Source organism: Arthrobacter sp. H5 (assembly GCF_000520595.1).
GTDB lineage: Bacteria > Actinomycetota > Actinomycetes > Actinomycetales > Micrococcaceae > Arthrobacter_D.
The window spans coordinates 35,197-57,776 of the sequence record NZ_KI915019.1 but is presented as its reverse complement, the minus strand read 5'-3'; the positions used below and the strand labels follow the sequence as shown (position 1 = coordinate 57,776).

The following is a 22,580-nucleotide window of genomic DNA, read 5'->3' as shown; positions in this document are numbered from 1 at the left end:
GTTTGACCGATCGACCTACTCAATGGCATGGACGCGAGCTTGTCGACATTCGCTGGAACTGTCTTCCCGCTGCGGACCAAAATGCTGCGTTGCGCCCGGGCAGCCGCGATGTTAACCTTGCTGATCTCAGCCATTGCCAGCATCCTCCGTGTCCTGATGGTAAATCTCATTGTTCAACTGATCGAACAGGGCAAGGATCATATTCTGATCATCTTGGTGAATCCACTCTACCGCTGCGAGTGAATTCAAGACAGACACCGCAACGAGCGCGCGAGGCTCGTCAGCTGCGAACAACTCTCCTGCGGCCCAGGTGAACCGATCCCACCACTGTTCACGGTCTGCCAAGAGCTTCGTCGCCTCACGCGTCGCCCGGCCCTGCTTTACGGTGACGATGATACTGACAATACCCACTAAAACGGCCGCAATCGCGGCGATTGTCGCCGCAAGCACCGGCGCTTGAGATGCGGATTCGATGGCGGTCGTGAGCATTCAGGGAGTCTATAAGGCGGGACCCCCGTTTTCGTTTATGTCCACCGACCGGGTCATTGGCGATGAGCAACGCCCACCAAAGGTAAGACGAGTGGTCAAATTGTCGGGTTGTTCATCGTCGCTTCATCCAGAACTCACCGGAGCGGCAGCATCGGCTGCCAACATGAATTTTGTGAAGGTTGCACTGGTCGCTGAATCGTTCCTGCCACACATGAATGGCGTCACCCACTCGCTGCTCAAGGTACTTGCACACCTCCGAAGCCGCGGAGACGACGTACTGGTGATCGCGCCGTCGTCGTCCTGGCTCGACGACGAGGCGCCGCCAACAGTGGAAGGCTATCCGGTCCACCGGCTGCCGTCCTTCCCGCTCAGCGGCTATCCCAACGTTCGGCTTGCCGCCGGAACCGTTGGCCGGATCCGCAGGGTGCTGGCGGACTTCGCGCCCGACGTCGTCCACCTGGCCTCCCCCTTTGTGCTCGGTTGGCGGGCCGTGCAGGCCGCGAACCAGCTGGGTATCCCGTCGGTATCGATCTACCAGACCGAGGTCCCGGCCTACGCCGCCCGCTACGGCGTGCCGTGGGCTGAGAATCTGTTGTGGCAGCGGGTGGAGAACATCCATGACGCGTCGACACTGAACCTGGTGCCGTCGTCGTTCGCGTTCAATCAACTGCAGGCCCGCGGCATCCAGCGCCTTCATCTGTGGCGGCGCGGCGTGGATACAGAGAGATTCACGCCAGCAAAGCGCGACGGCGGCTGGCGGCGGTCTGTGGCTCCGCTGGGATCGAAAATCATTGGCTACGTGGGCCGCCTGGCAATCGAAAAGCAGGTGGAGGATCTGGCTGTGCTGAACTCGATCCCGGGCACAAGGCTGGTCATTATTGGTTCCGGACCGCTGAAGGAGTCGCTGCGCTCGAAGCTCCCGGGCGCGTACTTCGCTGGTTTCCAGTCAGGAGATGACCTTGCACGCATGGTGGCGTCCTTCGACCTGTTTGTGCACCCCGGGGAATCGGAGACGTTTTGCCAGACCATTCAGGAGGCGATGGCATCCGGGGTGCCAGTGGTGGCCGTTGGCCGCGGCGGGCCGTTGGATCTGGTGGATTCTTCGCGCACCGGATGGGTTTATGAACCAGGCTCGCTGGATCAGCTCCACTCGGCTGCGCTGGACCTGCTCGGCGACGATGTGAAACGCCGGGCGTTTGGCCGTGCAGCCTACAAGAGCGTGCAGGGCCGCACCTGGCCGGTGCTGTGTGAGCAGCTGGTGCAGTACTACGACAAAGCGATCGCCGTGCAGGCCAGGCGGGGGTCCGCTGCGCGGGCTTCCGTGGACTGAGCGATGCTCACCACGACTCCTGCTTCGTCAGCTTCAAGCGGCTCAAGAAATTCCAGCTGGGACTGCAGCAGGGACGCCGGCATGAAGTGGCCGGGACGGGCATTCATGCGTTCCGCCAACAAGTCCACCGGACCGTCCAGGTGCACAAACACCACGTCTTTCGCGGCGGAACGGATGGTGTCCCGGTGGCGGCGTTTGAGCGCACTGCAGGCAATGACCGGTGGCGCGTCCACGGCCGCCGCGAATCTCCGGCGGATCTCCTCCAGCCAGGGCACCCTGTCCTCATCGTTCAGCGGCGTTCCAGCCCTCATCTTCTCGATATTTGCCTGAGGGTGCAGCGAGTCGCCATCCAGGAACGGTGCACGGAGGCCCCCGGCGAGGAGTTCACCGACCGTGCTTTTACCGCAACCGGCAACGCCCATCACCACAATGTGCGGGGAGTGTCGTCCCGGCAATACCGAAACATCCCCGCCGCCGTTCGTGCTCACCAGTCGTGGACCGTTCCGTCGGAAAGGCGGTTATAGGGCAGGTACGCCTGCTGATAAGGGAAGGAAGCGGCAGCTTCCTCGTTGAGTTCGACGCCAAGTCCCGGCTTGTCTCCCGGGTGGAGGAAACCGTCGGTGAAGGTCATGGACTGCTCGAAGACGGTGTTCGTCTTGGCACTGTGCTCCATGTACTCCTGAATGCCGAAGTTGTGGATGGCCAGGCCCACATGGGTCTGCGCAGCAAGTCCAACAGGCGAGACATCGGTGGGTCCGTGGAAACCCGATTTGATCTGATACTGCGCCGCGTAGTCCATGACCTTCTTCAGCGGCGAGATCCCACCGAAGTGAGTGGATGCAGCCCGCACGTAGTCAATCAGCTGTTCCCTGATGAGCGTCTGGAAGTCGAAGACAGTGTTGAAAATTTCACCCACCGCAAGTGGCGTGGTGGTGTGCTGGCGGATCAGCCGGAAGGCTTCCTGATTCTCGGCGGGTGTCACATCCTCCAGCCAGAACAGGTCATAAGGCTCAAGAGACTTGCCGAGTTTCGCCGCCTGGATCGGTGTCATCCGGTGATGCCCATCATGGAGCAGCGGCAACTCGGGCCCAAACTCATTCCGGACAGCTTCAAAGACCGTGGGAATGTGACGCAGGTACGCCCGGGTGTCCCAATCCTCCTCGGTGGGCTGGGCGCCCCGGCCTGCCGGCTCAAAGTCGTAGCGTTCACCGGTGGCCTGTGCCTGCGCAGCCACTCCATAGAGGGCCTTGATGCCGGGCACGGAGGTCTGCACGCGGATGGACTTGTACCCTTCCTCCAGGTGCCGCCGGATCGAGTCGAACAGTTCAGGCATGTCACGGCCGGAGGCATGACCATAGGTACGCAACGCAGTCCTTGAGGCACCGCCCAGCAATTGATACACCGGCATGCCCGCGGCCTTGCCCTTGATATCCCACAACGCCATATCCACGGCAGCAATCGCAGCCATCGTGACCGGACCCCGGCGCCAGTAGGAACTGCGGTAAAGGAACTGCCACGTGTCCTCAATGCGGTGTGGATCCTTATTGATCAGCAGCTGGGTAACGTGTTCCGTCAGGTAGGCGGCAACCGGGAGCTCCCGCCCGTTCAGGGTTGCGTCACCCAGGCCGGTGATCCCCTCGTCGGTAGTGATCTTCAGTGTCACGAAGTTACGGCTTGGACTGGTGACGATCACGTCCGCGGCGATAATTTTCATAGTCATTGTCCTGTTTCTCTCAGTGGTGTACCAACACTGCTGACCTCGACGCTCGCGCGCTAGAGCCTGAAGGTCTCCTTGGGGATTTTCGCCACAAGGTCCTGCGCAACCGTGTGCGCATGCTCTTCGCTCAGCTGGTGCGTCGCCACCAATCGAGCCAGATAACCCGCGTCCACACGCCTGGACATGTCGTGACGTGCCGGGATGGAACAGAATGCACGCGTGTCGTCGATGAAGCCTGAGGTCTTGTAAAAGCCGGCGCTGTCCGTCGCTGCGGCACGGAACCTGTCGATCGCAGCAGGGGAATCAATGAACCACCAGGGAGCACCGACGTAGACCGACGGGTAGAAGCCAGCGAGAGGTGCAATTTCACGAGAGAAAACGGTCTCGTCCACGGTGAAGAGCACGAGACGAAACGCCGGATCGGTGCCGAAATCGTTCAGCACCCGCTGAAGTGGCCTCGTGTAAGCCGCAGCATCAGGCAAATCGTGACCAGTATCAGGGCCGTATTCTTCGAGAGTCGGCTTATGGTGACTGCGGATGACGCCCGAATGCAGTTGCATTACCAGGCCGTCTTCCATTGACATTTTCGCAAACTGGTAGAGCATGTTGCGGCGGTACGCGACCGCTTCGTCGGTCGAAATTGTTCCAGCCATGCCCGCGGCGTGAAGCCGCTGCGCATCGGCGTCGTCCAGCGGTATTGCCCAGGCGTCCGCGGTGCCGGCGTCCGTAGAGGTGCAGCCGTGATCCTTGAAATATGCCCTCCGGTTGCGCAGGGCGGCGAGCAGCCCGGAGTAAGTACCAGTGTCGATTCCACTTCCGGCGGCAAGCCCTCCCAGCTTTGAAATCCACGACGGGTGGTCCGGCGTCATATAGATGTCGGCTCGGAACGTGGGCAACACTCGACCGGCAAATGAGTCGTCCTTCCTGAGCGCCGCGTGCGCACCGAGGTCATCGGCCGGATCATCTGTGGTTGCGAGGACGGCAATATTGAACCGTTCAAAGAGTGCCCTCGGCCTGAACGCCTCAGTGGTCAGAACCTCGCAAATCTGGTTATAAATTGCGTCGGAGGTAGCGGCTGAAGGGTGCTCGGTAACGCCGAATACCTCCGCGAACTCGGATTCGAACCAGTAGCTCACAGGCGTACCTAGGAAGACGTGCCAGTTTGCACAGAAGGCCCGGAAGACTTCCCTTCCGACGGCGTCGGAAGGGAGACCGCGGCGGCTTACCCCAAGCTCCTCAAGCCGAACCCCGGACGCATGAAGCAGACGGAGCACGTAATGGTCCGGGGTGATGAGCAGTTCGGACGGATCACTGAAATGAGCATTCCGGAGCAGCAGCCCCGCGTCCACGTGGCCATGAGGCGAGTAGATCGGAGCTTCGGCCACGGCCTTATAGAGAGACCGGGCAATTTCGCGGATCGTGGGGTCAGCCGGGAGGAGTCGGTCTGGGTGTGGTGCGAGCGGCGGCATAAGTCAGTCCTTTGTCTTCGCAGGTGTCGGCGCAGTGCCGGTTGAGTTTCGGATCGTCAAATGAGTTGGCAGGCTCGCCAGCTTTCGGAATGACGCGCTGAGCGGGGCCTTAATGCGCTCGAGCAACATAGTTGTTGCAACGCGTCCAGCCTGTTCAATCGGGGACGTCAAGGTGGTGAGCGGCGGGTTGCAGAAGTCGGCGCCGAAGATGTCATCGCACCCCACGATGCTCAGTTCATCCGGCACCCGAATGCCCCTCTCCCTGAGCCGCTGCAACATGCCAATCGCGATCAGGTCATTGAAGACCACGCAGGCGGTTGCCCCGCTGTGCACGGTCGCATCAGCAGCAGCGGCTCCCGACGTTGTTTTCGGGGCAAACGGACCAATTCGGATGACCTTGATGCCGAGCCCCTTTGCGTCGTCGTTGAATGCGGTCCACCTCCGCGCATTGGACCAGGACGTTGCGGGCCCACTGACATAAGCGACGGTGGTGTGTCCCAGGGACACCAGATGGTTCAGTGCCTGGCCAATAGCTCCAGGAGTATCGATGTGCACTGTGGGAATGCCTGGGACACTGCGGTTTATAGTCACCAGCGGAGTGTGTCGAGCAGCCTGAACCAAGGCCTCATCATCAAGACGGGCGGCGGCCAGGATCACGCCATCCGCGGTCCGCCGGAGCGATTCGAGAGCGCTGGCTTCCACGTCTTCCGACTCCTCGGTATCCACCAGAAGTTGGGTGTACCCAGCGGCCTTGAGCTGGAGTTGTGTCCCGCGAATGATGCCAAAGTAGAAGGGGTTGGTAATGTCCGGCACCAGCAACGCCACCGCGCCGGTCTTACCTGAACTGAGTGCACGGGCCTGGGAACTTGGTACATAGTTGAGTTCCGCCGCGGCTTGCTCGATGCGCAGCCTCGTGTGCTGACTAACCCGCCCCGGGTTTGAAAGAGCGCGTGACACTGTGGAGGCCGCCACACCGGAGCGTTCAGCGACGTCGTTGATAGTCGCAGGGCGGTCTGGCCGGAGCTGTGACGATTTTGGCATATGTCCACGCTGCTTCCATTTGCTTCGGCTGTTGACCGGCCCGGCGATTGGGCTCTTAGATGCCTAGATAAACATGCTTGGCAATTTTTGGCAAACGGTTGCATTCAGTCTCCATCAGTTCTAGTGTCGGTCTTATCCACCATTCGAAAGTGATGATCATCACCCGCCGCAAGGATGCGGCCGAAAGCAGGAGGACAACCAATGCGCACTGAAAAGTCTCGGAGCACATCCCGGAAACTTAGCGTGATCGTAGGTATAACGGCTACAGCACTGGCGCTGGCCGCGTGCGGCGGAACCGGCGGAGAAGCGGGAGGACCCGTCGACGGGGAGGGCAAAACCCTGAACGTCCTGATGGGTGTGGACAACCAATACCCGGAGGAACGCCAACAGTGGCAAACGGACATCGCAGCAAAGTTCAAAGAGCAAACGGGCGCGGACATCGAGTGGGAAACCTACGCCAGTGCCAATGAGGAGCTGACGAAGATCCAGACCTCGGTGGTCTCCGGGCAGGGCCCCGACGTTTACAGCCTTGGCACCACGTTCACCCCTACAGCGTACGCAACCCAGGCATTTGTCCCGCTCCAGGAAGAGGAGTGGGCTTCGGTGGGAGGAAAGGACCGTTTTGTTCCGTCATCCCTGGGTATATCCGGCCCCGATGACGAGAACCAGGTGGGCATTCCATTTGTCAGCCGTCCCTTTGTCCTTGCGTACAACACAGAGCTGTTGGCCGCCGCTGGCATCGAGGAACCGGCGACCAGCTGGGATGAACTCCGCGAGCAGGCAAAGCAGCTGACCGGAGACGGCGTTTATGGACTCAGCGTCGCCTATGGTGACAACTACGACCCGTGGAAGTACGTCTGGGGAATGTCGGCGCAGGCGGGCAACCCGCTGGTGGAGGAGAAGACAGCCACTCTTGACGATCCCTCGGTGCTTGAGGCATACCAGACCTACTTCGGCTGGCTAACAGAGGACAAAGTGGTTGATCCGGCAGCAGTGGGATGGACCAACCCACAGGCACTCGCGGAGTTCGCCGCGGGTAACTCCGCATACATGCTTATGACCACCTCCTCGTCGCTGCCCACTCTGGAGGACTCGGCGGTGGCCGGCAAGTATGAGTATGCGCTCATGCCTACCATCCCGCCGGGCGCAACGGAACGGCCAGCAGACGGCGTTGAGGCCGCCAGCATCCTCTCCGGAGACAATCTGGTGGTTGCGGATTACTCGCAGCAAAAACCCCTTGCCTTTGAATTCGTCAAACTGTTGACCGACAAGGACACCCAGATCGAATATTACGAACTTTTCGGGCAGCTCCCTACGAATGCTGAAGCGAGCGCCGAACTTGAAGCCAAATACCCCGAGCTCGCACCCATCCTAGAATCCGCGTCCAAGTCGGTAGGCACTCCATTTACTGGTGCCTGGAGCGACATCCAGCTTGCACTCACAAACGTAGTGGTCCAGTCGGTTCCAGGGCTCTCGGAGGGCAACGTGCCCAAGAACGAACTGGAAGCACGTATACAGGACGCCCAGAACGCGGCCCAGGAATCACTTGACCGGGTCAAGGACTAGCTGCCATGACACTCACACCCCACAAGTCCCGGACGGCCGACAATAAGGCCCCCAGGGCGGCCCCGGGAACGGACCGGGGCCGTGAACGACGGCGCAAGGGAGTAACGGAGCGCAACCGGCCGCTGTGGCTGCTCACACCTGGTGGGCTGCTCATGGTGCTGGTCATTGTCCTTCCGGCACTCATCGGGATCTTCATCTCCCTGATCGACCTTGACCAATACACGCTTCGGGACTGGCTTTCGGCACCATTCATCGGTCTCGACAACTACATCGAAGCGCTTACCGCATCTCCGTTGCTGTATTCGGTGTGGCTGAGCGTCTCCTACTCACTGATCGCCACGATCGTGACCATTCCGCTGGGAGTGGCCGCCGCCGTCGTGACTCAAAACAAGTTCCGCGGACGCGGTCTGGTGCGGTCCATTTTCCTGATCCCGTACGTACTCCCCTCCTTTGTGGTGGCGTCGGTCTGGCGGACCATGTTCCAGCCGGACGGTGTCATCAACACGACCCTGGCCCAAGTGGGTATCGACGGCGGGCTCTGGCTGAATGGCCCACAGAGCTACGCGACGCTGGTGCTGGTGCAAATCTGGGCGTCCTGGCCGTTCATCTACCTGTTGGCACTATCCGGGCTGCAGGCGGTTGACCACGAGGTCCATGAGGCATCGGCGATTGACGGGGCACTGTGGTGGAACAAACTCCGCTACGTCATCTTCCCCTATTTGAAGGGTCCGCTGTCCTTGGCATTCCTGTTGTCGATCCTGCACCACATCAACAACTTCACGCTGCCGTTCGTGCTGTTTGGTGTTCCGGCACCAGCCGATGTTGCCGTGTTGCCGTTCCTGACCTATGTGACCAGCTTCCAGAGCTTCCGATTTGGGTTGAGCGCGGCGATGGCCTTCGTCTCCCTGGTGCTCGTGGCCATACCGCTGTTCATCTATTTGCGGGCAGTGAAGCTCGACACCACCGATGACCCGGGAGGAAAGAAATGAGCGCCCCCCTTGACCTGACCCCAGCGGCCAGCAAAGACAGTGTTATCAGGCCGCGGCGGAACGGTAACAGCAGGAACACCGAGGTGACTCGGTTGTTGCCCCGGTCGCTGCTGATTTCTGTGACTGCATTCCTATGTGCCATTGTCCTCATTCCGATGCTGTATATCGTCCTCGCATCACTGAACACGGACGTCGGCGTTGCCAACGGCGAGCTGATACCCAGCACTTTCACCGCTGAGAACTACTCAAAGATCTGGACCACTGTCCGGCTGGGCAATGGCCTTGCCAACAGCCTGCTGGTGGCCGGAACGACGGCGGTTGTCTGCGCCACGCTGTCCGTCTCCACTGCCTATGTGCTGGTGCGATTCACGTTCAAGGGGCGACTCGGCATCCTCCGGGGACTGCTCGCAATGCAGAGCATCCCCGGGACCCTCATGGTTCTCCCCGTATTTGTGCTCTTTTCTTCAGCGGCAACATATCTCGGCGTAACGATTATCGGCACCCATTGGGGGTTGTTCCTCACCTACCTGACCTTTGCCCTGCCCTTCTCGACCTGGGTCATGGTGACGTATCTTCGCGGGCTGCCCAAGGAACTCGAAGAGGCCGCGCGAATTGACGGAGCCTCAAGTATGGGAATCCTGTTCAGGATCATCATTCCGCTGAGTTGGCCGGGCATCGTGGTCTCCGGCATCTTCGCGTTCCTGTTGGGATGGAATGACGTTTTGTTCGCCTCGGTAATCACCCGCCCGGATACCCAGACCGCCGCCGTCGCACTGCAAATCTTCGGTGCGGCCACCGAAGGCGGCGCAGTACCTCCCTATGGGCAGATGATGGCGGCCGCCCTGGTCTGCGCCGCACCCGTGGTGATTCTTTACCTGATTTTCCAGCGCTACCTTGTTGGTGGCCTTACCGCAGGAGGAGTTAAATAATGACGCAAACCACCTGGAAACTATCCGGCTTCGGCGACGAAATCGATGACGATCCGGCCGTTCAAGTGGCAGTGCTGCAGGCACTTGGCGCAAACCATATCGAGGTTCGGAGCGCCTGGGGAGTCAACATCGTCGAGATGGATGACACCCAACTGGCGCGGCTGGCTGCTCTGTTCGCCGATAAGGAAATCAGAGTTTCGGCGATCGCCTCCCCCATCGGCAAGGTGGATGTCGGCCTGCCCGTGGAACATGAAGTGGAGCGCCTCGCGCGGGCGGTCCACGCGGCCCGCGCTCTGAATTCCACCTACATTCGGATCTTCTCCTTTTACTACGGTGAGGCCCCACCGGAGTCGGTGCGTGATGCAGTGATCACCAGGATGCGTGCCTTGGCAGATGTCGCGGAACGCGAGGGGGTGGTGCTCCTCCACGAAAACGAGAAAGACATCTACGGGGATACCCCCGATCGGGTGTTGGACATCATTGAATCGGTCGGATCACCCGCATTGAAAGTAGCCTGGGACTCCGCCAACTTTGTCCAGGTAGGCGTCAAACCTTTCGAGGAAGGCTATGCCAAGCTCCGGCCGCACCTCGAGTATCTCCAGGTGAAGGACGCCCTGGCGGCCACCTCTGCGGTCACCCCGGCCGGGGAAGGCGACGGCGATCTCCAACTGACCGTTGAGGCATTGCGCGACGACGGCTACGTGGGCTTCGCATCACTTGAACCCCACCTGACCGGGGCCTTTGGACTGGGTGGTTTCTCAGGTCCTGCCGCGTTTGGCGTGGCGGCGCGCGCCTTTGCACGTGTAACCGACAAGGCAGGAGTCACCACGGCATGAGCACTGCTGAAGCCAACACGATACAGCGGGCCGTCATAGTGGGTTGCGGCGTCATTGGGCGCCAGCACGCGGAAGTCCTGGCATCGCTGCGGGGCGCGGAGGTAGTGGCTGTGGTGGACGCTGTGCACGGTGCCGCCGTTGCAATCGCAGACAAACTGGAACGGGAGTGGAACCGGCCGCGGCCGGCCGTCTTCACCACACTCAAAGAGGCTTTGGCTGCGCAGGACGCCGATCTAGTGGCTGTGTGCACACCGAGCGGTCTCCACGCCCCCGTTGCGGAGGAGGCAATCGCCGCCGGCAAGCACGTGGTGATCGAAAAGCCACTCGACGTTGACCTCGCGCGTGCGCGCACCATCGCCGCCGCTGCAGACCGGGCCAAGGACGCGGGGCTCGTGGTCTCGGTCATCAGCCAGCACCGGTTTGACCCCTCCAGCCTTGCAGTGGCCAGAGCGGTACAGGATGGACGTTTTGGCCGGCTCACCAGCGGCGTTGCTTCGGTGGCCTGGTGGCGCAGCCAGCGCTACTACGACTCCGGCGAATGGCGCGGAACCTGGGACCTGGATGGCGGCGGTGCCGTGATGAACCAGGGAGTGCACACGGTCGATCTCCTCATCTGGTTCCTGGGCAGACCTGTCGAGATTCATGCCCACACCGCCCTGCTGGCCCATGAGCGGATGGAGGTCGAAGACACCGCAGTGGCGACCATCCGTTTCGCATCCGGTGCGCTGGGCGTGGTCCATGCCACGACCGCCGCCTATCCGGGGCTCACGGTCCGTGTCCAAGTCCATGGCTCGGAAGGTTCAGCGGTCATCGACAATGATGAGTTGACATACTTCCATGCGTTGGACGCCAGCAGGGAACGCTCCGACATGGGATTGAATCTGCGCGGCAACCAGGCACAGGCAGAACTCGGTGATGCGGGAGCCAACTTCCCCGCACAGGACCCCACGGTTGATTCCAACGGCCACACCCGCCAGTACAAGGACATCCTCGAAGCCATCGCCGAAGGACGCCAGCCGGGCGTGACTGTCGGGGACGCCGTCATGGCGCTGGCCACGGTGCGCGCTCTTTACATTTCGGCGGCGCTGGGAGCACCAGTGAAATTTGACGACGTTCTCGCCGGAAACCACGACCACCAACTTGTCGCTATGGGAGGCACATCGTGAAATTTTCAGTATTTACCGCATCGACGCCTGAGTGGACGCCTCAGGAGGCGGCAGCCCACCTTGCCGAACAGGGTTGGGACGGCGTCGAGTGGCGCATTACCGACCAGGCTCCTGCTGATCCGCCCGGCTTTTGGGCCGGGAACCGTTCCACGTGGCCGCTCACCGGGTTGGAAGCCAATCTCGGGGATATTGCCCGGCTCACGGCGGAAGCGGGGCTTGAGTTCTCGGGAATAGGTGGTTACGCACGCTGCGACAACCACGACGACGTCGAACGCATGTTGGCTGCCACCGCGGCTCTAGGAGCGGATCAGGTGCGTGTCACGACTCTTCCGCTCGGCGACGGCAATTACGCCGAGCTGTTCCGCGCCTGTCGGGAAGACTTCAAATGGGTGGCGGACCGCGCCTCACACCATGGAGTGAAGGCCCTTGTCGAACTGCATCACCGAACGGTGACGGCGTCCGCTTCCTCTGCCGTCCGACTCCTTGAGGGACTCGATCCGCGGTATGTCGGGGTAATCCATGACCTGGGAAATCTGTTGATCGAGGGTCATGAGGATCACCTTTCGGCCTTTCAGATGCTGGGTCCGTATCTTGCGCACATTCATGTGAAGAACGCTGTCTGGAAGCCTTCCGCAAACCAAGACAGCAACGGGTCGACCATCTGGAGCCATGAATGGGCTTCTCTGGCCGGGGGGCAGGGGGATGTGAGGGAGTACTTTGGCGCTCTCCTGAATCATGGGTATGACGGCTGGGTCACGGTCGAGGACTTCTCGACGGACGTCCCGCTGGAACGACGGACACGGGAGAACCTTGCTTATGTGAAGACAGTGCTGGCCAGCCTCTCTCCGGTGTCATCCTCGGCGAATGCCGGTTGACATGGAGAGGCTGAGCAACAGCTCTGTGCCCGGTGAAAGACCTCCCATCCGCATGGTCCATCTGGGACTCGGAGCCTTTCACCGGGCACATCAGGCATGGTACACACACCGGGCCAACGAACTCACTGCGGCTCCCGGCACGATTCCGGACGGCGGCCAGTGGGGAATTGCCGCGTTTACCGGCCGCAGCCCTCGCGCCGCCGAGGTACTGGCGGAACAGGATGGTCTTTACACGCTGCTGGTCCGCGATAAGGACAGCGATAAGGCACGGATCATCACGTCGATTGTCGAAGCCGTGGACGGCGACGACGGACCCCGGTGGCGCCAGCTGGTGTCAGCATCGGAAACCGCCGTCATCACACTGACCGTTACTGAGGCCGGCTATCACCATCACGCCACCATGGGGCTCGACTACGGAAACGTCGACATAGACGGTGACATTCGCTTCCTGCGGTCGTCTTCCGCAATGGAGACCGCGCGCACTGCTCCTGGGCGGCTCGTGGATGGACTGCGTGCCCGCCGGAACGCAGGATCCGGAGCCCTCGCCGTCGTCAGTTGTGACAACCTGAGCCATAACGGGGAGGTCACCCGCACGGTGGTGCTGCAGCTGGCGATGGCTGTGGAAACTGACCTTGCGGGCTGGATCGATGCCAATGTCTCCTTCGTCTCCACCATGGTGGACCGCATCACGCCCGCCTCCACCGAATCGGACCTGTTGTCTGCTTCCGATCTCACCGGACTCAGGGACCAAGCACCTGTGGTCGCAGAGCCATTCACTGTCTGGGTGATTGCCGGTGATTTCCCCGCCGGCCGACCGGATTGGGAACTCGCCGGTGCCCGCTTTGTGGACGATATAGCGCCCTTCGAGGAACGCAAACTGTGGCTGCTCAACGCCGGGCATTCCCTGCTTGCCTATTCCGGGTTGCTTCGCGGCCACGAAACCATCGCAGACACCATGAAGGACACTTGGTGTGTAGACCTGCTGGAGCGGTTGTGGTCCGACGCACGCGCCGTCCTGCCTTTTTCTGAAGAGGAGACCGACACAGCACTGCAGGACCTGCGGACACGGTTCCGCAATCCGCGGATTAGGCATCAGCTCACACAGATAGCGGCGGACGGCAGTATCAAGCTCAGGATGCGCACGATTCCAGTCATCCGCAGGCGCCTGGCTCTAGGCCTGGATGCGGGCAGCGGCGAGGTGGGACTCATCGCCGCCTGGCTTCTTTGCCTTGGAAGTCCGAAGATCACCTTTCAAGACCCGGGAGCCGTCACCCTTGTTCCGGAAACGGAAGACCAAACCGCGCTTTCGCGGGACAATGCCGCTGCTGTAGTCGCTCATCTGGCCCCTGACCTGGCCGGATCAGCGGAGCTGGTTGCAGCTGTCGTCCGCGAAGCACAACGCCTCGGCGCTACAACCGCATCAACATCCGTCTGATCAAGTGTTCACGACTCACAACCGTGCACAGCTTGTGTTGAACACCGGACTGGCGCAGGCGGACCATGGCTCAAGTCCCCGACGGGATTTGGCGAGCTTCCCCCTGCCGACCCGGGTCTGCATTTCCTGGTGCAACGCGGTTACAACCTGGAGCAGATCAAGCGCACCAGTTTTTCTGGACTGCCGCCGAGCCCGCACACGCTGGAGCAGCTGCGGCAACCGGCCCAGACCTCGGTAGACAGCAACTACGCCGCGGAGGCATGGACGGGGGCGGCGCCGTCGTCGTACCGGAACCGCCAACGGTGACGCCCGCCGCTAAAGCCCAAAGACCTCAAAGCTGACGCGCCGGTCCCCACCGCCTGTGGCCATGCGCACCTGGTCCGCTGCCTGCTCCTCCACCGGCCTACTGTCCAATGCCCGTAAATACTGTTTGTGCGCAGCCAGGGAGAGGATGGCCTTCTCGACGCTCTCCGCGCTCACCGGAACGTAGTGCGACGGTTCCATCGACATGACCGCAGTCCAGGACACTGTGTGCGGCGCCTCCTCAAGATCCGGGAAGATCCATTCGTTGGCCGCATCCGCAACCGCGTTGAGCACTGAGCGTCCCAGCGCCCGGTGATCCCCGGAATTCCAGGTGCGCGGACCCCAGGAGTCACGGTGGTTGAGGGTGATCACGCCGTCGGGCCTGTGGTGCCGGATGATCCCCGCAAGGTGCCTGCGAAGATCCAGCGATTCGACCAACCTGCCGTCCAGGTAATCCAGGAATTCCAGGTTACTTACCCCCACCCTGTCGCAGGCAGTCCGTTGTTCGGCCTCCCTGATGGGCCCGCTCTCCGCCGGCGGCAGGCCGGCGATTCCGGCCTCTCCCCTGGTGGCCAGCACATAGCGGATGTCCTTCCCCTGCGAAATCCACTCGGCCACCGCCGCGGACGCGCCGTACTCGGCGTCGTCCGGATGCGCCATCAGAACCAGCGCACGGTCCCATTCGGTGGGAAAGAGCTCCAGCATGCTAGAGCGCACCCCCCGCGGCCTCCGGCATGTTGGGATCTCTGCCGGAGTCGCCCACCGTCTCCCGGGCAAGGAAGTTCTCAATATCAAACAGATTGTCCGCGCGCTGAGCGATATTCAGCAGGGTGGACATCGATGCGACCTCTTCCACCTGCTCCTTGAGGAACCACAGCATGAACTGCTCCCCCAGGGCGTCGCCTTCCACGCGCGCGGCCGCAAACAGCGCCTTGATGTCATCCGTCACTTGCTTCTCCTGGGCCAGCGCGAGCGCAATCGGCTCGACAACGCTTGAAAACTGGCTGCGGACAACTTCAATACCGGGGATGGCCACGTCCATATCGCGGTCAAGCATGTACCGGACCATCATCATGGCGTGATTGCGCTCTTCCAGGGACTGGCGGTAGAAGTGTGCGGCCAGTCGGGGCAAATCCTGATTATCAAACCAGACTGCGATCCCGATGTACTGCTGCGATGCAGCAAACTCGTTGCCAATCTGGGTGGTCAACAGCTGATTGAAAGTCCTGCGGGCCATGGTGTTCCTCCTGGTGTGATTGGGCGTCTGTGATGAGCGTAGTCCGATTGGGCCGCAGAGTCCCTTAACGCTTCGCAGGCTTATCATTGGAGCAACGGCTGCACAACCGCGCATCCCCTCGAATCATACGGAGGTTCCAATTACAGATATCGCTGCCCAACACGATGTTTACTTCGGCGCTCCAGAACCCGAGAATGAGGCCGAGGTCCTCGAGTCGGCGTCGCTCGCCGCGGTCTCGAGATTCAACGACCGCTCCGACATCACCACGGTCAAACGCCGGTTTACCCTGATCAATGATGACACCACCCCCCATCAGGCAATGGTGGAGGACCTTCTTTTCATCAGGGAAGCGCTTGAAAGAGCAGGCATCGAGTACCTGCTCGTCAGGGGCAACGATGAGAGGCCCGTTGTGGCCATCGAGCTGAAATACCGCGAAGAGCTGCGGCATGCGCTTGTTGACGCGTGCAGGAACGAGCCCTTCTACTCGCGCACCGTGGACACCAAGCGGCGCACCACACTGCTCGTCACCGACGGTTCCCTGTCACACAGCGACAAGGCGAGGATATTCCGACTCTTCCGCCCCCGCATCGAGCCGATCGGCGGCCTTGCGTTTGGCCCCTCCGCGGGCGTCCAGATTGAGCTGTGGTCTCTTGACGGCGACCACATCGAGCTGCCCGTTGAGAACTCACTCACCCGCCGCACGCTTCCCTCGGCCGAGGTGGTGCGGGGCTCGGTCAAGCGGCACGGCCTGATGTGGCCCACCATTGACAACATGTTCGCGGACCACGCCACCGACATCGACTTTGAGATTGACCTCGTGTTCTCCTGGGTGGACGGAAGCTCGCCCGAGTACGTTGCCGCCCGGGCTGCCCGGATGGCAGGCGCCGTGGTGGGCGAAGGCGACGACCATGAAGCCCGTTACCGTCAGATCGACGAGCTGAAGTACGCCCTGCGGTCCGTCTACATGTTTGCTCCCTGGGTCCGCCGGATCTTTATCGCGACCGACTCGGACCGCCCGCACTGGCTAGCGGAGCACCCATCCGTGACCCTTGTCCCGTCCGAGGAGCATTTCAAGGACCCTTCCGTCCTTCCCACACACAATTCGCAGGCGGTGGAGAGCCAACTCCAGCACATCCCCGGCCTGTCAGAGTACTTCCTGTACTCCAATGACGACATGTTCTTTGGCCGCCCCGTTTCGCCGGACTTGTTCTTCTCACCCGGCGGGATCACCAAATTCATTCAGGCTGATACCCGCATTGGGTTGGGCGAGAATGACACGGAACGCAGCGGCTACGAAAACGCCGCACGCGTCAACCGCCGACTGCTGCACGAGCGTTTCGGCCGGATCACCACCCGGCATCTGGAACACACCGCGGCGCCGCTACGCAAGAGCGTCCTGCTGGAAATGGAGGAGGAGTTCGCTCGGGAGTTTGAGGCGACGGCCGCGTCCAGATTCCGGGCCAAGGACAATATTTCGGTGACCAACTCCCTGTACCACTACTACGCGCTGCTCACCGGGCGCGCCGTGACGCAGGAGTCCGCGAAGGTCAAGTACATCGACACCACCATGAAATCCGGGCTGCGAAGCCTGCACAAGCTGCTGGATAAGAGAAACGCAGACCTCTTCTGCCTCAATGACGGCAGCTTTCCTGAAGTCCCCGCGGAGGAGCGTGCCCGGCTGGTCACGGACTTCCTGGAAAAGTACTTCCCCGTGAAAGCTCCCTGGGAAAAATAGCCTAGACGCGGGTCAGTGCCCGGCTGACCGCGGCGTTGTCAATCAGCACGCCTGCTGCTTCAAGGCGGCGCTTGGTTTCTTCAAATGGGACTGTCTCCCCTACCGAGGCATGCGAGCCCATCGGCACCACCGAATGCACGATCGTGTCCTCGTAGACGTGGACCAGGTTGTACGACTGGGCTCCGTCGCGTCCGCGGGTGCCACCGCCGTCGTACACCAGGTCTTGCGTGTAGCAGGTGGCGGAGGCCACCGACACCGGGATTCCCGCGAAAGTAGCGGTGGTGGAGTAATGCAGGTGACCCGCCATGATTGCGCGGACGTCGGTACCGCGAACGACGTCGGCCAGCCGGCTTTGGCCGCGCAGCTCCACCAGGACCGAAAGATCCTGAATGCAGGGAATGGGCGGGTGGTGCAGGGCGAGGATGGTTCCGTCGGGTGCCGGGGTGAGCAGTTCATTGGCGAGCCAGACCAGCTGCTCGTGGGAGAACTCGCCGTGATGGTGGCCCGGCACGGTCGAATCGAGGGTGATGATGCGAAGCCCGTTGACATCATAGGCACGATCCACCGGGGCAGTGGTTGCGGGCTGGTCCAGCAACTCGGTGCGGAAGGTTGCCCGGTCATCGTGGTTGCCCATGGCCCAGATGACTTGGGCCCCGAGCTTGGCTGCTGCCGGTTCCACGATGGCCCGGAGTTTGGTATACGCCTGCGCTTCGCCTTTATCCGCAAGGTCGCCGGTGAAAACGATCGCCTCCGGACGTGCACCGGAGTGTTCAAGTTCGGAGAAGATCTGCCGCAGCCGGGCCTCGCTGTCCACGGCGCCGTATAGCTGTTGCGGTCCACCCAACAGGTGGGTGTCGCTCATGTGCAGGATGAAATGTTGCGGCCGTGGATGCTCGGCCGTCCGGAAATCCATTGTTGACTTTCTTGGTAGCTGCCGGTAATCGCTATCAATCCAATTAACGTCCATCAAAGCAGACCGATTCCACCTAAGGGATGAACGTCACACGGCGAGTCGCAGAACTCGGCGACCGACGTCACCACCCCACCACCATCGACTCTCCCCAAATGGACGTTTTCAGGGCGTTTTTGGGTCCCAGAACGTCAGTTTGAGGAGAGTCGATGTGGGTGGGACGGTTAGCTGCGCTCGAAGGAAACTTCCGTGAATCCTCCTGGAGTAACGTGGACCTGGCCGGAGCGCGCAAAGCCCTTGCCGCCTGGCACCCTTACCTCTTGGCCGTTGGCGTCAAAGGCTTGCTGCACCAGCTTGTAGCCCCGCGGAACATCGACCTTGAATTCAGACTTCTTCTCCGACGCACTGACATACAGTGTGGACTCCCCCGCAGGTCCATCAACCGTCACCGTGGAGATCAGCGGCTGCACCAGCAGGGCGTCGATGGAAGCGGCGCCGTCTACGCGCGCCTCCACGTAGCGGTCCTTAGCCTTGAGTGTCTTATCGAGGGTAAATGGCTGGAGCAGACCCGGTGCCTCGGTAATGCCCTGCGCCCCTGCGCCGCCGTTGGGGGTCTCGCCGAGTTTCCGCTTGGCGGACCATTGCGTCATCCCGGATTCCTCAATGGACCGATTGACGATCGGATAGACATTGCGCTCCTGATCCGATGCCGGCACAGGCACGCGGAGCCGCGCGCCGTCGTCGAGCCTTACGTAGGCGCCGGCGGACCAGTTGGCCTCGCCTGTCCACGCGGACGACGGCGTCACAACGGTTCCGCTGCCGGTGATGGTTCCGGTCTCCGCCTCGACCACGGCGAGGCCGGTGGTCGACACGGTTTCATCGATGCCCAGTGCCGCTTCCTTCAAATCAGGATTCGCGTCCAGAACGAGCATCGAGAGAAGCCCGTGAATGGCCGATTCCGCACCCGAATTAAGGTTCACCGTTCCATCCGCCTGCACACCGTCGAAGGTGGTGCCGGTGGCCGGGTTGTACGTCGGTTCGCCACTGCGGTTGGCGCCGAAGTACCAGCCGCCCACCACCGCGGCCAGCTCATGGAGCCCGTCGGCGCCGGTTGCCTCAGCCGTCGCGACAAGGCTTTGCAGCCGGGAGTCCACGCCGTACGCAATCTGCACTTTCTCGGACGGTGTGGGTGTCCAGGCGTTGTCCGGCCCGCCCGCGGCGAGCAGCTGCGGGGTGAACCGGGCGGTGTCCTTCACGGCGGCTTCGGCAAGGTCCGGACGGTCCAACACAACCGAGGCTTCGGCGACGGCTGCCGGCGCCATCCCACCCCACGCATGCCAGAAGGTCTGGGACTTGGTCCAGGGCAGGATCGCGCCAAAGGGCCAGGCCTGCGTGTCGCCGGACGACATTTCGGCAATGCCCTCGCTGAGCTGCGTGAGCGCTGTCCGGGCCACGTCATCCTTCGGCTCGGCCTCAACGTATTCGGCGAGTCCCAGTACCGCTTCGGCGGAGGAGTCCGCACCGTAAGCGTTCAGCCACGCCGGTACGCGGACGCCGTCGGCAATCTCGTACTCGCCGTAGCGGCCCAGCGACTGCCGGTTCATGGCCTCCAGCGAGAGATGGAGCCGGTCCTGCAGGAAACCAGCAAATGTTGGATCGGCCTCCTGGAACGCGGCGTACCCCTCGCCCAGCGCCCACACCGTGCGCGCCAGCCAGTAGGACTCCGCCGAGTCACTGGGATCGGGCAGTTCAACCGGCTCGGCGCTCGGGTTGAGTTCGCCGTCCGGCTGCTGCCACAGCACCACGTTGCCGGCGTTGGGACCCTCGGTGGTTTGCAAGTACGCCAGCGAACGCAGTGTCTGGAAGGCGTTCTCGCGACTGCCCTCGTCACCCGTCTGCTGCCAGTGGCGGATGTAGACAACGGCGGCCCGCGAAATGTCATCGGCGTTATAGGCGCCCTGGCTCCAGTGACCGGTTGCCGGGTCCTCGGTGCCGCCGCCCACCCGGCGGTACGTGCCGTCGTCGTTCCTGTCCGCGTAGGTCCAAGGCGCCAGCGCCGGGTCCTTGCCGCCGTAGGTGCTGTGACCGTCGATCACGGGCACCGGAACCTCTTCGAGGAGAAAGTCCAGGTGGTCAAGATTGGTGAGCGGCTCGCTGGCATCCGGGACGACGGCGGCGGGTTGAGCGGCCGGCGCCACGGGCTGAGCGGCTGCCGGCGCGAGCGACGTGGTTGCCAACGCGACTGCAACCGCCCCCACAGCAATCGACTCTCCCCAAACGGACCGTTTCAGGACGTTTTTGGGCCTCAGAGCGTCATTTTGGGGAGAGTGGATGCGGGGGGTCATGATGCGGCTCCTGTCGCTTCGAAGGACGTCCGGTCTGAGTTTGTTCGATTCAGGCGGGCGACGCCGATTTTCGAGTCCGCCATTCCGTAGAACACGAACAGTTGCCCGTCGATCTCCTCGATCGCCGTCGGGAAGACGACATTCGGGACAATGCCGGACCTTTCGTCCTCGGTCTCGGGCGCAAGCAACGGTGAACTGCTGCGGGCAATGACCTTTGACGGATCGTCAGCGTCAAGAATCATTGCCGCGGCTGTGTAGTGCACCTTCTGCTGGTGATCGAACGCGGACTTCTCCAGCGCGCCGGCCACGCCATGGTGGATCAGCAGCCAGCCCTCGGGGACACGGATGGGCGCGGGTCCGCCGCCGATCTTCAGTTCCTCAAAATCAAACTCGCTGAGCGCCACTAGGGTGTGCTTACCCATGTGCACCAGGTTGCGGATGTCGCGCTCAACGTCTTCAACCGGCACATAGGAGATCCAGATGCCGGGACGGTTGTCCGTCACACCTGCGGGCAGGTGCTCACCTTCGCCCTCGCGGATCCACCCGAGATCCCACATGGGCCGGTGCAGCATGGCGTAGGAGAGAACGCCGTCGGGATCCTTGACCGGCTCCGGGAAGAACACAGCATCCTTGTTGGGGAACAGGTTGAGGTCCATGGACAGGGACGCCTTGTACTCGAAGAAGCACGGGCCCAGCCGCTGCCAGGAGCGAAGGTTCTCGGAGTGGGCGAAGGCGAGCCGCGGCCCCATGGGACCGTAGGCCACGTACGTCATGAGATGCTTGCCCAGCGGCGGAACCCACGTGGTTCGCGGATCCTCGGTGCCGGCGTTGTTTTTGCCGCGTTCCCAGCCCTCATCGGGGCCCAGGACCACGCCCATGCGTTCGACGCCGGTGGGAACTCCGTTCTCGATGAGCACCTTTGCCAAGCCCACGCGGGAGACGTTGCCGGTGGCGACGAGGCGTGGCAGCAGGTACAGCTCGCCGTCCGGTCCCCGGCCGCTGGCCGGGTTGAGTACGCCCTCGGCCTCTAAGTCGTTGCCCTCTTCCGGCGCCATGATGACGCCGGCGCGGGTCAGGGTGTAGGGCACGGTGGGAAGAAGTGTTGTCTGCGAAGTCATTGGAGATTAGCCCTTTGCGCTTGAACCGATATTGGTGGAGATGAACTGGCGTTGGAAGAAGATGAACAGCGCGACGGCGGGAGCTGCGAGCACGCAGGCACCTGCCAGAATTGCGCCGAATGGATTGGCGGCGGTTGCCGCAACGTTGGAGATGTAGTTGGCCAGGGAAACAGCCAACGGTTGGAAGGCGGTGTCCTTGGTGACCAGGAACGGCCAGAGGAACTCATTCCACGGACCAATGAAGGTCAGCAGAATGGCTGTGACAATTGCCGGGCGCACCAGCGGAACTGCAATCTGGGTCAGGATCCGCAGCTCGCTGGCCCCGTCAATCCGTGCGGCGTCAAAGAGCGAGGCAGGGAGCTGCATGAAGTACTGCCGGAAGACAAACACCGCGGTGGAGTTGATGGCAAAAGGAAGGATCATGCCCAGATAGCTGTCTGCCAGCCCGTAGTCGCGCACAATCAGCACGTACAGCGGGATGAGCATCAGGTGAAACGGGATCATCTGCACCAGCAGCATCAATGCAAACACAAAGCCGCGGCCACGGAAGTGCATCTGTGCCAGTGCATACCCCACGGGTAGGCCGAAGATGACCGTGCAGAGGATTACTCCGCCGGTGAAGATGCCCGAGTTGAGCAGTCCGCGGAACAGGTTGATGGACTCGTTGATGAGCACATAGTTCTGCCCGGTGATGTTTCCGAAGTTCGGGAAGGCGCCTGTTATCGACGTGTCCGGGTTAATCTGGAGCGAGCCGATGAACATGTAGTAGAAGGGGAAAAGGAACACGAAGGCACCCACCGCCAGCAGCAGAAAGCTGACCGGGCGCAGTGCGCGCTGGCGCGCCGTCGCCGACTTGCGCGGAGGCGGACCGCTTGAGGGCGGCGGTGGCGTCGTCGTCGTCGTTGTCCCGGTTGTTGTGGTGACTGTGGGCTGGAAGTCCTTGGCCATGTCAGTCCTCTTTCCCGCCGACGAGACGTCGTTGAATCAGGGCGATCACCAGGACGCCCAGCACCAGGATGACGCCCAGTGCGGCCGCCGTATCCGGGTTGCCCTGCAGAATGCCCTCCTGGTACATGAGGAACACGGGTGA

At 61.8% G+C, this 22,580-nt stretch carries 21 protein-coding genes; 10 read left to right on the top strand and 11 right to left on the bottom strand.

Annotated elements, in window-relative coordinates; translation table 11 throughout:
- Window positions 1–126: 126 nt before the first annotated feature.
- The gene (locus tag Y708_RS0118020) at window positions 127–489 is read right to left on the bottom strand and encodes a hypothetical protein (protein ID WP_028281004.1); all 363 of its coding nucleotides are present in this window, start codon (window positions 487–489) and stop codon (window positions 127–129) included.
- A 172-nt stretch (window positions 490–661) separates the two neighbouring features.
- Between Y708_RS0118020 and Y708_RS0118015 the strand changes: the two genes are divergently transcribed.
- Entirely contained in the window at window positions 662–1,819 is a 1,158-nt protein-coding gene (locus Y708_RS0118015) for a glycosyltransferase family 4 protein (protein WP_028281003.1), read from the top strand.
- Here Y708_RS0118015 and Y708_RS26140 read toward each other — a convergent pair.
- Genes Y708_RS26140 through Y708_RS0117995 form a run of 4 tightly spaced genes read right to left on the bottom strand, consistent with a single transcriptional unit; the run spans window position 1,756 to window position 6,046 of the window.
- The gene (locus tag Y708_RS26140; protein ID WP_253905872.1) at window positions 1,756–2,307 is read right to left on the bottom strand and encodes a gluconokinase; all 552 of its coding nucleotides are present in this window, start codon (window positions 2,305–2,307) and stop codon (window positions 1,756–1,758) included. The genes Y708_RS0118015 and Y708_RS26140 overlap by 64 nt on opposite strands.
- Window positions 2,304–3,533 carry a D-mannonate dehydratase ManD gene (gene manD, locus Y708_RS0118005; protein WP_028281002.1) on the bottom strand — a complete coding sequence of 410 codons (1,230 nt, stop codon included), beginning with the start codon at window positions 3,531–3,533 and terminating at the stop codon, window positions 2,304–2,306. Before manD ends, Y708_RS26140 begins: the two co-directional genes overlap by 4 nt.
- Window positions 3,534–3,592: 59 nt before the next feature.
- On the bottom strand, window positions 3,593–5,005 hold the full coding sequence (gene uxaC / locus Y708_RS0118000; RefSeq protein WP_028281001.1) for a glucuronate isomerase: 1,413 nt from the start codon (window positions 5,003–5,005) through the stop codon (window positions 3,593–3,595).
- A 3-nt stretch (window positions 5,006–5,008) separates the two neighbouring features.
- Window positions 5,009–6,046, bottom strand: a complete 1,038-nt coding sequence (locus Y708_RS0117995) for a LacI family DNA-binding transcriptional regulator (protein WP_028281000.1) — start codon at window positions 6,044–6,046, stop codon at window positions 5,009–5,011.
- Between the two features lie 243 nt (window positions 6,047–6,289).
- Here Y708_RS0117995 and Y708_RS0117990 point away from each other — a divergent pair, with 243 nt between their 5' ends.
- The 8 genes from Y708_RS0117990 to Y708_RS30510 all read left to right on the top strand — a co-directional run bounded on the left by Y708_RS0117990 (window position 6,290) and on the right by Y708_RS30510 (window position 14,148).
- On the top strand, window positions 6,290–7,612 hold the full coding sequence (locus Y708_RS0117990) for an ABC transporter substrate-binding protein (protein WP_028280999.1): 1,323 nt from the start codon (window positions 6,290–6,292) through the stop codon (window positions 7,610–7,612).
- 5 nt (window positions 7,613–7,617) lie between these two features.
- Entirely contained in the window at window positions 7,618–8,601 is a 984-nt protein-coding gene (locus Y708_RS0117985; RefSeq protein WP_028280998.1) for a carbohydrate ABC transporter permease, read from the top strand.
- Window positions 8,598–9,530: a carbohydrate ABC transporter permease gene (locus tag Y708_RS0117980; protein WP_028280997.1), complete on the top strand. Its 933-nt coding sequence runs from the start codon at window positions 8,598–8,600 to the stop codon at window positions 9,528–9,530. Before Y708_RS0117985 ends, Y708_RS0117980 begins: the two co-directional genes overlap by 4 nt.
- A complete protein-coding gene (locus Y708_RS0117975; RefSeq protein ID WP_028280996.1) occupies window positions 9,530–10,366 on the top strand; it encodes a sugar phosphate isomerase/epimerase family protein in 837 nt (278 codons plus the stop codon). The genes Y708_RS0117980 and Y708_RS0117975 overlap by 1 nt, the downstream gene beginning before the upstream one ends.
- Window positions 10,363–11,532, top strand: coding sequence for a Gfo/Idh/MocA family protein (locus Y708_RS0117970; protein WP_035776768.1), 1,170 nt, complete (start codon window positions 10,363–10,365; stop codon window positions 11,530–11,532). Before Y708_RS0117975 ends, Y708_RS0117970 begins: the two co-directional genes overlap by 4 nt.
- Window positions 11,529–12,407, top strand: coding sequence for a sugar phosphate isomerase/epimerase family protein (locus Y708_RS0117965; protein WP_028280994.1), 879 nt, complete (start codon window positions 11,529–11,531; stop codon window positions 12,405–12,407). The genes Y708_RS0117970 and Y708_RS0117965 overlap by 4 nt, the downstream gene beginning before the upstream one ends.
- Window positions 12,397–13,842: a mannitol dehydrogenase family protein gene (locus tag Y708_RS0117960; protein ID WP_028280993.1), complete on the top strand. Its 1,446-nt coding sequence runs from the start codon at window positions 12,397–12,399 to the stop codon at window positions 13,840–13,842. The genes Y708_RS0117965 and Y708_RS0117960 overlap by 11 nt, the downstream gene beginning before the upstream one ends.
- A 129-nt stretch (window positions 13,843–13,971) precedes the next feature.
- The gene (locus tag Y708_RS30510; RefSeq protein ID WP_155853926.1) at window positions 13,972–14,148 is read left to right on the top strand and encodes a hypothetical protein; all 177 of its coding nucleotides are present in this window, start codon (window positions 13,972–13,974) and stop codon (window positions 14,146–14,148) included.
- Between the two features lie 9 nt (window positions 14,149–14,157).
- Here Y708_RS30510 and Y708_RS0117955 read toward each other — a convergent pair whose 3' ends face one another.
- Both Y708_RS0117955 and Y708_RS0117950 read right to left on the bottom strand, forming a co-directional pair.
- The gene (locus Y708_RS0117955; protein WP_216699828.1) at window positions 14,158–14,850 is read right to left on the bottom strand and encodes a PIG-L deacetylase family protein; all 693 of its coding nucleotides are present in this window, start codon (window positions 14,848–14,850) and stop codon (window positions 14,158–14,160) included.
- 1 nt (window position 14,851) lies between these two features.
- Complete coding sequence (locus Y708_RS0117950) at window positions 14,852–15,382, bottom strand: ferritin (protein ID WP_028280991.1); 531 nt, start codon at window positions 15,380–15,382, stop codon at window positions 14,852–14,854.
- Window positions 15,383–15,701: 319 nt separating this feature from the next.
- Between Y708_RS0117950 and Y708_RS0117945 the strand changes: the two genes are divergently transcribed.
- Window positions 15,702–17,117: a stealth conserved region 3 domain-containing protein gene (locus tag Y708_RS0117945; RefSeq protein WP_343212992.1), complete on the top strand. Its 1,416-nt coding sequence runs from the start codon at window positions 15,702–15,704 to the stop codon at window positions 17,115–17,117.
- Window position 17,118: 1 nt separating this feature from the next.
- Here Y708_RS0117945 and Y708_RS0117940 read toward each other — a convergent pair whose 3' ends face one another.
- From Y708_RS0117940 to Y708_RS0117925, 4 genes are all read right to left on the bottom strand, one after another.
- The gene (locus tag Y708_RS0117940) at window positions 17,119–18,030 is read right to left on the bottom strand and encodes a phosphodiesterase (RefSeq protein WP_028280989.1); all 912 of its coding nucleotides are present in this window, start codon (window positions 18,028–18,030) and stop codon (window positions 17,119–17,121) included.
- 221 nt (window positions 18,031–18,251) lie between these two features.
- Window positions 18,252–20,372, bottom strand: a complete 2,121-nt coding sequence (locus tag Y708_RS0117935) for a hypothetical protein (protein WP_253905871.1) — start codon at window positions 20,370–20,372, stop codon at window positions 18,252–18,254.
- On the bottom strand, window positions 20,369–21,490 hold the full coding sequence (locus tag Y708_RS26135) for a glycoside hydrolase family 130 protein (RefSeq protein WP_051479143.1): 1,122 nt from the start codon (window positions 21,488–21,490) through the stop codon (window positions 20,369–20,371). The genes Y708_RS0117935 and Y708_RS26135 overlap by 4 nt, the downstream gene beginning before the upstream one ends.
- 6 nt (window positions 21,491–21,496) lie before the next feature.
- Complete coding sequence (locus Y708_RS0117925; RefSeq protein WP_081746970.1) at window positions 21,497–22,438, bottom strand: ABC transporter permease subunit; 942 nt, start codon at window positions 22,436–22,438, stop codon at window positions 21,497–21,499.
- Window positions 22,439–22,580: the final 142 nt, after the last annotated feature.

What these genes read in the sequence shown, in the direction of transcription:
- Y708_RS0117975 (WP_028280996.1), top strand. Translation starts at nt 9,530, where the DNA reads ATGACGCAAACCACCTGGAAACTATCCGGCTTCGGCGACGAAATCGAT.
- Y708_RS0117950 (WP_028280991.1), bottom strand. Translation starts at nt 15,382, where the DNA reads ATGGCCCGCAGGACTTTCAATCAGCTGTTGACCACCCAGATTGGCAAC.
- Y708_RS0117995 (WP_028281000.1), bottom strand. Translation starts at nt 6,046, where the DNA reads ATGCCAAAATCGTCACAGCTCCGGCCAGACCGCCCTGCGACTATCAAC.
- Y708_RS0117955 (WP_216699828.1), bottom strand. Translation starts at nt 14,850, where the DNA reads ATGCTGGAGCTCTTTCCCACCGAATGGGACCGTGCGCTGGTTCTGATG.
- Y708_RS0117960 (WP_028280993.1), top strand. Translation starts at nt 12,397, where the DNA reads ATGCCGGTTGACATGGAGAGGCTGAGCAACAGCTCTGTGCCCGGTGAA.
- Y708_RS0117925 (WP_081746970.1), bottom strand. Translation starts at nt 22,438, where the DNA reads ATGGCCAAGGACTTCCAGCCCACAGTCACCACAACAACCGGGACAACG.
- Y708_RS26135 (WP_051479143.1), bottom strand. Translation starts at nt 21,490, where the DNA reads ATGACTTCGCAGACAACACTTCTTCCCACCGTGCCCTACACCCTGACC.
- Y708_RS0117940 (WP_028280989.1), bottom strand. Translation starts at nt 18,030, where the DNA reads ATGGATTTCCGGACGGCCGAGCATCCACGGCCGCAACATTTCATCCTG.
- Y708_RS0117985 (WP_028280998.1), top strand. Translation starts at nt 7,618, where the DNA reads ATGACACTCACACCCCACAAGTCCCGGACGGCCGACAATAAGGCCCCC.
- Y708_RS0117935 (WP_253905871.1), bottom strand. Translation starts at nt 20,372, where the DNA reads ATGACCCCCCGCATCCACTCTCCCCAAAATGACGCTCTGAGGCCCAAA.
- manD (WP_028281002.1), bottom strand. Translation starts at nt 3,533, where the DNA reads ATGAAAATTATCGCCGCGGACGTGATCGTCACCAGTCCAAGCCGTAAC.
- Y708_RS0118020 (WP_028281004.1), bottom strand. Translation starts at nt 489, where the DNA reads ATGCTCACGACCGCCATCGAATCCGCATCTCAAGCGCCGGTGCTTGCG.
- Y708_RS0117980 (WP_028280997.1), top strand. Translation starts at nt 8,598, where the DNA reads ATGAGCGCCCCCCTTGACCTGACCCCAGCGGCCAGCAAAGACAGTGTT.
- Y708_RS0117945 (WP_343212992.1), top strand. Translation starts at nt 15,702, where the DNA reads ATGGTGGAGGACCTTCTTTTCATCAGGGAAGCGCTTGAAAGAGCAGGC.
- uxaC (WP_028281001.1), bottom strand. Translation starts at nt 5,005, where the DNA reads ATGCCGCCGCTCGCACCACACCCAGACCGACTCCTCCCGGCTGACCCC.
- Y708_RS0117970 (WP_035776768.1), top strand. Translation starts at nt 10,363, where the DNA reads ATGAGCACTGCTGAAGCCAACACGATACAGCGGGCCGTCATAGTGGGT.